The sequence below is a fragment of the Streptomyces sp. NPDC015125 genome, assembly GCF_043080045.1.
Classification (GTDB): Bacteria; Actinomycetota; Actinomycetes; order Streptomycetales; family Streptomycetaceae; genus Streptomyces.
Genome location: NZ_JBIBVF010000055.1, coordinates 1 through 1,343, shown reverse-complemented (window position 1 = coordinate 1,343; position 1,343 = coordinate 1). Strand labels below are relative to the sequence as shown.

Genomic DNA, 1,343 nt, shown 5'->3' with positions numbered 1-1,343 from the left:
CTCCGTGGCGGAGGCGACGACCGCCGCGACGGCCTCCCCGCTGCTCTCGCTCACGTGCACCGCTCCCCTTCGCGTGGTTCGCCTGGTCCGCCCGGTCCACCGGGCCGCTGTGCGTCTGCCCGCCGCTGATCGCCTCCCACCCGGACGGGCTTCGGGCGGGGATCCGTCACTCGTTGACGTAGACGCGCGGAACGCGGCTTCCGATCCGGGTGACGATCTCGTACGCAATGGTGCCCGCCGCCTGGGCCCAGTCCTCGGCGGTGGGCTCGCCGCGGTCGCCGGGCCCGAACAGCACCGCCTCGGCGCCCGGTCCCGGCCGGTCCCCGCCCAGGTCGACGACGAACTGGTCCATCGCGATCCGTCCCGCGACCGTGCGCCACTTGCCGTCGACCAGGACGGGCCCGGTGGAGGAGGCGTGGCGGGGGACGCCGTCCGCGTAGCCGAGCGGGACGAGGCCCAGGGTGGTCGCGCCGGGGGTGGTGTAGTGGTGCCCGTAGCTGACGCCGTGGCCGCCGGGGACCTGCTTGACCAGGGCGAGGGGCGCCGCCAGCGTCATCACCGGGCGCAGTCCGTGGTCGGCCGGGGTGCCGAGTTCCGGGGCGGGCGAGAGGCCGTACATGGCGATGCCCGGGCGGACCAGGTCGAAGCGGGCCTCGGGGAGGGTGAGGACGGCGGGCGAGTTGGCCATGTGCCGCACCTCGGGGCGCAGGCCCCCGGCGTACGCCCGCGCGCTCATCTCGTCGAAGCGGGCGAGCTGGGCGGCGATGGAGGGGTGGCCCGGCTCGTCGGCGCAGGCGAAGTGGGACCAGAGGCCGGTGACGGTGACCAGCCCCTCGCGTTCGGCGGCCCGCGCCTTGTCGACGAGGTCGGCCCAGTCGGCGGGCTGGCAGCCGTTGCGGCCGAGGCCGGTGTCGGCCTTCAGCTGGATCCTGGCCCCGCGGCCGGTGGCGCGGGCCGCCTCGGTGACCTCGGCCAGCGCCCACAGGTCGCTCACCGACATGTCGAGGTCGGCCTCGATCCCCTCGCGCCAGGGTCCGCCGGGCGTCCAGAGCCAGCACATGACGCGGGCCCGCTCGGGCGTGATCCCGGCGGCCCGCAGCTCCAGCGCCTCGTACGGCGTGGCGACGCCGACCCAGGTGGCTCCCGCCTGGAGCGCGGCCTCGGCGCAGCGCACCATGCCGTGCCCGTACGCGTCGGCCTTGACCACCGCCATGTAGGCGGCGCCGTCCGTCCGGGCGCGCAGGGCCCGCACATTGGCCCGCAGGGCCCCGAGATCGATCTCGACCCGCGCCCGCATCCGCTACCTCCGGTGGTTCTGGCGGTCTTCGCCCGGGGACGCAGAC

Annotated in this window: 1 protein-coding gene; it reads right to left on the bottom strand. The window is 76.0% G+C overall.

The window, feature by feature from the left end; all coding sequences use genetic code 11:
* Window positions 1-166: 166 nt before the first annotated feature.
* On the bottom strand, window positions 167-1,297 hold the full coding sequence (gene alr, locus ACF088_RS41240; protein WP_392381124.1) for an alanine racemase: 1,131 nt from the start codon (window positions 1,295-1,297) through the stop codon (window positions 167-169).
* Window positions 1,298-1,343: the final 46 nt, after the last annotated feature.